Raw genomic sequence first — 10,196 nt, 5'->3', positions numbered from 1 at the left:
GACCCGGCACACGCGTGATGCTGGTCGCAATCCCGCTGTTTCCCCGGTTCACCGCACTCGACGCTGTGGGTCCCTACGAAGTGCTGCAACGCATTCCGTCATTCGACGTGGTGTTCGTCGGGCACCGCCGTGGTGAGGTGCGCACGGAAAACGGGATGCTCGGCGTCAGCTGCGACGCCGCATTCGACGAAATCGATGCACCCGATGTGGTGGTGTTCCCCGGCGGTATCGGCACCCGCCAGCTGATCCGCGACGACGGCATCCGCGCTTGGTTGCAATCGGTACACCCCAATACCAAGTTCACCACCTCGGTGTGTACCGGCGCGCTGTTACTGGCCGCTGCGGGCCTGCTCGATGGACTCGCCGCGACGACCCATTGGAGGGCCGCGGACCTGCTCAACGAGTTGGGTGCGCGCTATGTGTCGGCGCGAGTCGTCGAGCACCTACCTCAGCGGATCATCACCGCCGCGGGTGTGTCCAGCGGCATTGACATGGCATTGCGGCTGGTTGAGCTTCTCGTCGACAGACAGGCCGCGCAGGCCGCTCAGTTGCTCATCGAATACGACCCGCAGCCTCCGTTCGACTCCGGTGCGCTGGCCAAGGCCGACCACGCGACGGTGGCCAGGGCCAACGAATACCTGCAGGCTCGCCAGTAACCGGCCGCCGTGCCGGATTTCTCGGGTCGCCCCCACGTCCGGTACCCTGGGGCGGTTGCCGACGCAGGCGACCCTCCTGCCACGGACCGACCGTGGCCGCACAGACCAGAGGAGGTGGTGAGGTTTCCATGCGTCCATACGAAATCATGGTCATTCTTGACCCCACGCTCGACGAACGCACCGTTGCCCCGTCCTTGGAGGCGTTCCTCAATGTCGTCCGCAAGGACGGTGGAACCGTGGACAAGGTCGACATCTGGGGTAAGCGCCGGTTGGCCTACGAGATCGCCAAGCACGCCGAGGGCATCTACGTCGTCGTCGACCTGAAGGCCGAGCCGGCGACGGTATCCGAGCTCGACCGTCAGCTCAGCCTCAACGAGTCGGTGTTGCGCACCAAAGTGATGCGCACCGACAAGCACTAGCCCAGCGACGATGCGGCCGCGCGGCGGGCGAGGAGGAGCCGGGCAATCGAACCCAGCGTTGAATGCCCGGTGTCGGTGCTTTTGCGTAGGCTCAGCGAGAACACATCACCCTGCAAAGGCGGACACAGGAGGAAATTGTGGCTGGTGACACCACTATCACCGTCGTCGGAAACCTGACCGCCGACCCGGAACTGCGGTTCACTCCGTCGGGTGCTGCCGTGGCGAACTTCACCGTGGCATCGACGCCCCGGATCTATGACCGGCAGAGCGGGGAATGGAAAGACGGCGAGGCGCTGTTCCTGCGCTGCAACATCTGGCGGGAGGCCGCCGAGAACGTCGCGGAAAGCCTGACCCGTGGTGCCAGGGTGATCGTCACCGGGCGGCTCAAGCAGCGGTCCTTCGAGACCCGCGAAGGCGAGAAGCGCACTGTCGTCGAGGTCGAGGTCGACGAGATCGGGCCCTCGCTTCGCTACGCCACCGCGAAGGTCAACAAGGCCAGCCGCAGTGGCAGTGGAGGCGGCGGCTTCGGCGGTGGATCTCGCCAGGCGCCGGCGGCGGCGGCGGCGCCGGCGAGCGGTGGACCCGCTGACGACCCGTGGGGCAGCGCCCCGGCGTCGGGCTCCTTCGGCGGCGGCGACGACGAACCGCCGTTCTGACCAACAAATTCAGACCTAGAAACGGAAAGAAACACAGACATGGCCAAGTCCAACAAGCGGCGCCCGGCTCCGGAAAAGCCGATCAAGGCGCGCAAGTGCGTCTTCTGCGCGAAGAAGGGGCAAGCGATCGATTACAAGGACACAACGCTGCTGCGCACGTACATCAGTGAGCGCGGCAAGATCCGGGCGCGTCGCGTCACCGGCAACTGCGTGCAGCATCAACGCGACATCGCGCTCGCGGTGAAGAATGCCCGCGAGGTGGCACTGCTGCCCTTCACCTCCTCGGCGCGATAACCGCCGCAAAGCCCGACCGAAAGTACGTTAACGATGAAGCTCATTCTGACGGCCGATGTCGACCACCTCGGCACCGTCGGCGACACCGTCGAGGTCAAGGACGGGTACGGCCGCAACTTTCTGCTCCGGCGCGGCCTGGCGATCGTCGCCTCGCGCGGCGCGCAGAAGCAGGCCGACGAGATTCGCCGGGCCCGCGAAACCAAGACGGTGCGCGACCTCGAGCACGCCCTCGAGATCAAGACGGCGATCGAGGCCCTGGGCCCGGTCTCGCTGCCGGTGAAGACCGCGGCCGACTCCGGAAAGTTGTTCGGTTCGGTCACCGCCGGCGACGTTATCGCGGCCATCAAGAAGGCCGGAGGGCCAAACCTCGACAGGCGGATCGTCCGGCTCCCCAAGACACATATCAAGGCGGTCGGCACGCATCGGGTGTCGGTGCACCTGCACTCAGAGATCGATGTCGACGTTGCGGTCGATGTCGTCGCGGAGAGCTAACTCCGCAGCGTTTGCTCTCATCCGGCGGTGGCCCGTGGTCGGCGGCCGCCGGATCCAGTCGCGCTATGAGCGCGCCCAGCGGCTCCTTTGACGCCGCCAAGGGCGGTCGGGCTGGCGAACTATTTCGGCAGCCTTGCCATGTGATCGCCTTAACCGCCTCGTAACGCGGCGAAAATGTGGGCGAAAGCCAACACGCCCGGGGCAGTAACCTGGCCCGACACGCCGTAGAGATTCTTGTCCACACCAAAGGTGACGCGATGTACTGCTCTTAACAGCAGCGATGTTGCAGTGTCTCGGATTAATCCACAGGTTCTCCACACCCCGCTCAACACAGGTGTCGAAGGATATGCACACACGATGCACAGCGTTATGAACAACGGCCCCTTTATGTACTCGCCAGCAACGTCTACCGTCGTCCCCGCGCCATGTGAAATATGCGTGCCACGAGTCGTGGGTGTCGGTGCCGTGACTTACGCTCTGGATATCGCGTATCGAATGTATGTTCGGGTACTCGTGTCCGGGTCGCGTTAGGGGTGTCCGGGTCGTGTTAGGGGAGGTGAGAGTTCATGGCGGTCGTCGATGACCTGGCGTCTGGCACGGATTCCTCGCAGCCCAACGAAGAGTTCGGCCGTCAGCCACCGCAAGATATGGCCGCGGAGCAATCGGTGCTGGGCGGCATGCTGTTGAGCAAGGACGCCATCGCCGATGTACTGGAACGGCTACGGCCCGGTGACTTCTATCGCCCGGCCCACCAGAACGTCTACGACGCGATCCTGGATCTCTACGGGCGCGGGGAGCCGGCCGACGCGGTCACGGTTGCCGCGGAGCTGGACCGCCGCGGGCTGCTGCGCCGCATTGGCGGCGCACCGTATTTGCACACCCTGATCTCGACGGTGCCGACGGCCGCCAATGCGGGCTACTACGCGGGCATCGTTGCCGAGAAGGCGCTGCTGCGCCGCCTGGTGGAGGCCGGGACGCGGGTAGTGCAATACGGCTACGCAGGCGCCGAGGGCGCCGACGTGGCCGAAGTGGTCGATCGCGCGCAAGCGGAGATCTACGACGTCGCGGACCGCCGGCTTTCCGAGGACTTCGTTCCGCTCGAGGATCTGCTGCAGCCGACGATGGATGAGATCGACGCCATCGCCTCAAGCGGCGGCCTGTCGCGCGGGGTCCCGACCGGTTTCAACGAGCTTGACGACGTGACCAATGGTCTGCATCCGGGACAGATGATCATCCTGGCGGCGCGCCCGGGTGTGGGTAAGGCGCTCGCGCTCGACACGCCGCTGCCCACGCCGTCCGGCTGGACGACGATGGGTGACGTCGCGGTCGGGGATGAGTTGCTTGGCGCCGACGGGTTGCCGACGCGGGTGGTGGCCGCTACCGACGTGATGCTGGGACGGCCGTGCTACGAGGTGGAGTTCTCTGACGGGACAGTGATCGTCGCCGACGCGGCGCATCAGTGGCTGACCGAAACGCGCGCATCTCGAAAGTCAGCGCAAGCTGCGGCGGTGGGCTACCACCGCTACAAAAATCAGCGCACCTTTGCGGCGGTGCGAACGACGGCTGAGATCGCCGGAAGTCTGCGCTGCGACACTCGAGATCGGCGACTGAACCACAGCGTGGTCAATGCGTGTGCACTTGACCTACCCGATCGCGAGCTCTTGGTCTCGCCGTACACTCTCGGCGCCTGGCTTGGAGATGGCACTGGTGCCGCAGCCCAGATCACCGCTGCCGATCCTGAAATCATCATGCGGATCGAAGCGGACGGCTTCGTAGCAGTTCCATCGGAATCCGCTCAGTACCGTTACCAGCTGCGTCTGCCGGCTAACGCCGAGCAGGTTCCTAGCCAGTGCGTGGTATGTGACGAGGAGTTCATTCCCAAAAACAGTCAGGTACGGACCTGTGGACGCTCATGCGGTGGCCGGGCACGGTTTGTCTCTGCTCCGGTGCCGAGTCCGACCTGCCTTCGCTGCGCGGGACCTTTAACAGGGCTGCGGTTGTGTCGGAAGTGCCGCGCCGCTGCGGGGACATTGCAGGCGCGACTGCGAACACTCGGCGTGCTCGTTAACAAGCACATTCCGACGGAATACCTGCGGGGGTCCAAGACGCAGCGGCGCGCCCTGCTCGCCGGCTTGCTCGACACCGACGGAACCGTGACGGCGGGCGGCAGCGTCCAAATTTCAGTCACTAACCATCGGCTGGCGTTTGATGTCGCCGAGCTAATTGTCAGCCTTGGCTATCGCTGCCAAACCTCAACCAAGCGCGTCCGCGGCCGTCACGATTCGTCCAGCATCGCTTACACCCTGACATTTTCCACAGATGACAAGGTCTTCGCATTGCGGCGAAAGGCCATGGTGCACAAGGAGCGCCGGGCTATCACCGGCACCGAGCGTTCTGGATCACGCTTCATTGTGGACGTCCGCCAGGTCGAGACAGTTCCCGTGCGTTGTGTCGAAGTGGACAACGCCAGCCACATGTATCTCGCGGGCAATGCCATGATTCCCACTCACAACTCCACCCTGGGACTCGACTTTCTGCGGTCCTGTTCGATCAAGCACCGCATGGCCAGCGTCATCTTCTCGCTGGAGATGAGCAAGTCCGAGATCGTGATGCGGCTGCTGTCGGCGGAGGCGAAAATCAAGCTCGCCGACATGCGTTCGGGGCGGATGAACGACGACGACTGGACGCGGCTGGCTCGGCGGATGAGCGAAATCAGCGAGGCGCCACTGTATATCGACGACTCACCCAACCTGACCATGATGGAGATCCGGGCCAAGGCGCGCCGGCTGCGGCAGAAGGCCGACCTGAGGCTGATCGTGGTCGACTACATGCAGCTGATGACGTCGGGCAAGAAGCACGAGTCCCGTCAGGTGGAAGTGTCCGAATTTTCCCGTCATCTCAAGCTTTTGGCCAAGGAGCTCGAGGTTCCGGTGGTTGCGATCAGCCAGCTCAACCGCGGTCCCGAGCAGCGCACCGACAAGAAGCCGATGCTGGCCGACCTTCGCGAGTCGGGATGCCTGACCGCGTCGACGCGAATCTTGCGCGCCGACACCGGCGCCGAGGTCACGTTTGGTGAGCTCCTGCGCAGCGGCGAGCAACCCCTGGTGTGGTCGCTGGACGAGCGGCTGCGCATGGTCGGCCGCCCGATGACCAATGTGTTCCCGAGCGGCCGCAAGGATGTGTTTCGGCTCGGGCTGGCCTCAGGACGTCAAGTCGAGGCTACCGGCAACCATCCCTTCATGAAGCTCGATGGCTGGACTCCATTGGAGCAGCTGAAGATTGGTGACCGCATTGCGGCCCCGCGGCGGGTTCCAGAGCCGGTCGACACGCAGCGGATGGACGAATCCGAGATCATCCTGCTTGCCCACATGATCGGCGACGGGTCATGCGTGAAGAGGCAACCGATCCGCTACGCGTCCGTCGACGAGGCAAATCTCGTCGCAGTGACGCTATCGGCCGCGCATTTCGGCGTGACCGCCATTCGAGACGACTATCCGGCCGCGCGAGTGACGACGCTGCGGTTGCCATCGCCGGATCGGCTGCCGCGTGGTCGACGCAACCCCATCGCTGCCTGGCTCGATGGGCTGGGGCTGTTTGGATGCCGGAGCTACGAGAAGTTCGTACCGGAAGCCGTATTTCGTGCTCCCAACGACCAGGTGGCGTTGTTCCTGCGCCACCTGTGGGCCACGGACGGGTCGGTACGGTGGGATACCAAGGTCGGCCAGGGCCGGATCTATTATGCGTCAACCAGTCGGCGCCTCATCGATGATGTAGCACGGCTGCTGCTACGGATGGGCGTTTTCGCGAGGATCAAGCGCGCACGAAAGCTTGGTTATCGAGACTCGTGGCACCTATACATATACGGTGCCGAGAACCAGGCGAGGTTCCTGCGTCACGTTGGTGTCCATGGTGTGAAAGCGGTAGCAGCGCAAGAAGTGCTAACTCATCTCGAAGGCTTAGTGCGCAATACGAATCTGGACACCATACCGAAAGAGGTGTGGACGCGAGTCCGGGACATGTTGTCCGCCAGCCAGATCACACACCGGCAGTTCGCGTCGGCCATGGGTACACAATTCTGCGGATCGACGATGTGGAAACATTCGCCGAGTCGGTCGCGACTGCACCGCGCAGCAGTTGTGCTCGATGATCCTGACATTCATGCATTGGCGACCAATGATGTCTATTGGGACTCGGTTGTGGAGATCACGAGCCTCGGTGAGCAAGATGTCTACGACGGAACCGTTAGCGGCACACATAATTTCGTGGCCGACGGCATTAGCGTGCATAATTCTTTGGAACAAGATGCCGACGTCGTGATCTTGCTGCACCGGCCGGATGCGTTTGAACGCGACGATCCGCGCGGGGGAGAAGCGGATTTCATTCTCGCCAAACACCGCAACGGCCCCACCAAGACCGTCACGGTCGCGCATCAACTGCACTTGTCGCGCTTCGCCAACATGGCAAGGTGAGTGGTCGCTGCATGTAGGTTCAGCTTTTCGATGGCGGAATTCCGTTTTTCATGGCGAACCGATGGCGAATTCGCCGCCGCTGCTTACTTTCGGCGTGGGCGGGATCGGTGCTGAAATCCCGAACGGGCTAAGACCATCCGTTGGGGATGGTGCGAGCCAGCACGTCGGCGGCGACCTGCTCGGGTATCTCCAGGTGTGGGCAGTGCCCGGCGTCGGGATAGGTGACGAGGTCGGCATTGGGAAATCGTTTGCGCAGTTCGTCGGCGATCGCCGCGCCCGACACGGGATCCTGCATCCCCCAGAGAAACGACGACCGACCGATGTTGGCCTTCAGAGCGGTTTCGAGTCTATCGGCGGCGGCGGCGCGTTCGGGAATGTAGGCCAGCAGTCTGCTTTGCAGCGTGCGGGGGGCATCCCTGGCGCGGGCGGCTCGGAAGTGCTGTGCCGCGACCTGCGGCCGCAGTGGGTGTTCACGGCTGAACACCGCACCCCAGGTGCGGGTGAAGGTGCGAGTGTTGGCGGCCGCGACGCTCAACAGCGGACCTAGCACCGGAGCGATCGCCAACTTCTGGATCCGCCGGGGGCGGTACAGATGCGGGAAAATCCCTGCATTGCTGAACACGACGCGCCCAAGGGGGAAGTCACGCGCGAGTAGCTCCTGGGTGACGATCGCACCGTAGTCGTAGCACAGGACATCCGGGGTTGACACCGCGAGTTGGGCGAGCAGTGTTTCGATCAGATCGGCCTGCTCGGTGACCCGGTAGCGATGCCCACGGGGTTTGTCCGAAGCCCCGAAACCGAGGAAGTCAGGCGCGATGACGCGGTGGCGGGCGGTCAGCATCGGCCACAACTGCGCCCATTCGTACGATGACGCCGGAAACCCGTGCAACAACAGCAGGGCAGGCCCGGCACCGCCCTCGCGAACGAACAACTCGTGCTGGCGATCGCCCAGCGGTAGAGCCACCCGCCGTCCTGCCGACCACCATGTATCCAGATCCATCATCGCCCAATGTGACCGCAGCGCCACCCCAAAGGAAGTGCACGCCGGTGCACTTGCCCGGCACACCCAAGCAGAAGCGTAGACGCTTGCAGTACTGGTGGTGCCCAAAGACCCTATTGACCGCCGGGATCCGGCCATATCGTCTGGCATCGGTGACCTTCGAATCCGGCAGAGGAGAGCCATGAACGGTTATCGGGAGCTATACGAGTCCAGCCTCGATGATCCGACGGCGTTTTGGGCGGAGGCCGCGTCAGCGGTGACGTGGACGCGGTCGCCACGGCGGATCCTCGACGACAGCCGGCCGCCGTTCTACCGCTGGTTTCCCGACGGAGAACTGAATACGTGCGCCAACGCGCTTGATCGGCACGTCGATGCGGGCCGCGGCGGCGCGGCGGCGCTGATCTACGACTCGCCTGTAACAGCGACGAAGCGCACGTTCTCGTATTCCGAATTGCTGGACCTCACAGCGCGTTTCGCCGGGGTCCTGCACGACTTGGGGGTGCGCGAAGGCGACCGTGTGGTCATCTACATGCCGATGATTCCCGAAGCGGTTATCGCGATGCTGGCGTGCGCCCGAATCGGCGCGGTGCATTCCGTGGTCTTCGGCGGATTCGCCGCTCACGAACTCGCCGCTCGCATCGACGACGCCCGTCCCGCGGTCATCGTTTCGGCGTCGTGCGGCATCGAGCCGACCCGGCTGGTCGAGTACAAGCCGATGCTCGACGCGGCGATCGACTCCAGCGCGCATCCGCCGCGGCACTGCGTCATCGTTCAGCGAGACCGGCTGCGGTGCAGCATGGTCGACGGTCGCGACCAAGACTGGGAGACGCTGATCAGCCACGCGGAACCTGCGCCGGCCGTCGCCGTCGCCGCGACCGATCCCCTGTACATCCTCTACACCTCGGGCACGACCGGCAAACCTAAAGGCGTGGTGCGGGACAACGGTGGCCACGCGGTGGCACTGCTATGGAGCATGCGCCACATCTACGACGTCGGCCCCGGCGACGTGTTCTGGGCAGCTTCGGACGTCGGCTGGGTCGTCGGGCACTCTTACATCGTCTACGGGCCACTCCTCGCAGGCGCCACCACCGTGCTCTACGAGGGCAAGCCAGTGGGAACTCCCGATCCCGGTGCCTTCTGGCGAGTGATCACCGAGCACGACGTGAAGGTGCTCTTCACCGCGCCGACCGCCATCCGCGCGATCCGCAAGGACGACCCCGATGGCACGTGGCTTCAGCCGTACGACCGTGCCCACTTACGGTCGCTGTTCTTCGCCGGGGAGCGGCTCGACCCCGACACGTACCTATGGGCGTCCGGCAAGCTCGGCGTTCGCGTCATCGATCACTGGTGGCAGACCGAGACGGGTTGGGCCATCGCGGCCAATCCGGTGGGTGCCGAGGAGCTTGCGATCAAACCTGGTTCGCCGGGCGTGCCCATGCCGGGCTACGAGGTCGCGATCCTGCACCCGGACGGCACCGGCTGTTCGGCCGGCGAGGAGGGCGCGATCTGCCTGAGTTTGCCTCTCCCGCCCGGTGCCTTCCCGACGCTTTGGCAGGACGACGCACGATACGAATCGTCCTACCTTTGTGAGCATCCCGGCTACTACCTGACCGGCGACGGCGGATATGTCGACGAGGACGGCTACCTGTTCGTCATGGGCCGGATCGACGATGTCATCAACGTGGCCGGCCACCGGCTGTCCACGGGTGCACTGGAAGCGGTGCTGGCATCGCACCCTGCCGTCGCCGAAGCCGCGGTCATCGGCGTCGCCGACGACATCAAAGGCCAGATTCCGCGCGGATTCGTCGTCCTGCAGGCTGGATCGTCCGGGGACGGGCTCGCCGACGAGTTGGTGGCGCTGGTCCGTGACGAGATCGGCGCAGTGGCGTGCCTGAAGCGGGTCGACATCGTCTCAGCATTGCCTAAGACGCGCTCCGGCAAGATCCTGCGTAAGGCGATGCGCAGGATTGCGCACGGTCACCACGATGAGGTGCCCTCCACCATTGAGGATCCCAGCGTGCTGCACGCTCTGCGCCCCGTCTTGAAGCGGGAGGCCGATGCGGGGGAGGCGCAGGCAGTAGCCGCGATCAACGGAACCGCGCAGCATTGATGGCGCCAGCCTGACGTTTGCCCGGGCGGGCGCCCTGCAGGCATCCCAGGAGCTGTGCAGCCCAGCGCCGAGAGCGCTGTGCCGGCGGCGAGGCAGAGAC

At 64.4% G+C, this 10,196-nt stretch carries 8 protein-coding genes; 7 read left to right on the top strand and 1 reads right to left on the bottom strand.

The annotated features are described in order from the left end of the window. Positions 1 to 17 precede the first annotated feature (17 nt). From ACLP4W_RS29560 to ACLP4W_RS29535, 6 genes are all read left to right on the top strand, one after another. Positions 18 to 656 (top strand): DJ-1/PfpI family protein, encoded by a 639-nt coding sequence (locus tag ACLP4W_RS29560; RefSeq protein ID WP_442391065.1) that lies wholly within the window; start codon positions 18 to 20, stop codon positions 654 to 656. A 128-nt stretch (positions 657 to 784) separates the two neighbouring features. Continuing rightward, positions 785 to 1,075 (top strand): 30S ribosomal protein S6, encoded by a 291-nt coding sequence (rpsF, locus tag ACLP4W_RS29555; protein WP_442391063.1) that lies wholly within the window; start codon positions 785 to 787, stop codon positions 1,073 to 1,075. A 137-nt stretch (positions 1,076 to 1,212) separates the two neighbouring features. Next, on the top strand, positions 1,213 to 1,731 hold the full coding sequence (locus ACLP4W_RS29550) for a single-stranded DNA-binding protein (RefSeq protein WP_442391061.1): 519 nt from the start codon (positions 1,213 to 1,215) through the stop codon (positions 1,729 to 1,731). 39 nt (positions 1,732 to 1,770) lie between these two features. Next, positions 1,771 to 2,025: a 30S ribosomal protein S18 gene (rpsR, locus tag ACLP4W_RS29545; RefSeq protein WP_442391059.1), complete on the top strand. Its 255-nt coding sequence runs from the start codon at positions 1,771 to 1,773 to the stop codon at positions 2,023 to 2,025. 33 nt (positions 2,026 to 2,058) lie between these two features. Then, a complete protein-coding gene (gene rplI, locus ACLP4W_RS29540; RefSeq protein ID WP_442391057.1) occupies positions 2,059 to 2,517 on the top strand; it encodes a 50S ribosomal protein L9 in 459 nt (152 codons plus the stop codon). Between the two features lie 566 nt (positions 2,518 to 3,083). Continuing rightward, complete coding sequence (locus tag ACLP4W_RS29535) at positions 3,084 to 6,986, top strand: replicative DNA helicase (RefSeq protein WP_442391056.1); 3,903 nt, start codon at positions 3,084 to 3,086, stop codon at positions 6,984 to 6,986. A gap of 127 nt (positions 6,987 to 7,113) precedes the next feature. Here the strand turns inward: ACLP4W_RS29535 and ACLP4W_RS29530 are convergent, their stop codons facing one another. Then, complete coding sequence (locus tag ACLP4W_RS29530; RefSeq protein ID WP_442391054.1) at positions 7,114 to 7,950, bottom strand: alpha/beta fold hydrolase; 837 nt, start codon at positions 7,948 to 7,950, stop codon at positions 7,114 to 7,116. Between the two features lie 217 nt (positions 7,951 to 8,167). On the opposite strand from ACLP4W_RS29530, the gene ACLP4W_RS29525 reads away from it, so the two are divergent. Beyond that, positions 8,168 to 10,096 (top strand): propionyl-CoA synthetase, encoded by a 1,929-nt coding sequence (locus ACLP4W_RS29525; protein ID WP_442391052.1) that lies wholly within the window; start codon positions 8,168 to 8,170, stop codon positions 10,094 to 10,096. Positions 10,097 to 10,196 lie beyond the last annotated feature (100 nt).

Origin of the sequence: Mycobacterium sp., from assembly GCF_052145595.1 — a bacterium.
Lineage (GTDB): Bacteria > Actinomycetota > Actinomycetes > Mycobacteriales > Mycobacteriaceae > Mycobacterium.
This window is presented reverse-complemented; position numbering and strand designations above follow the sequence as displayed.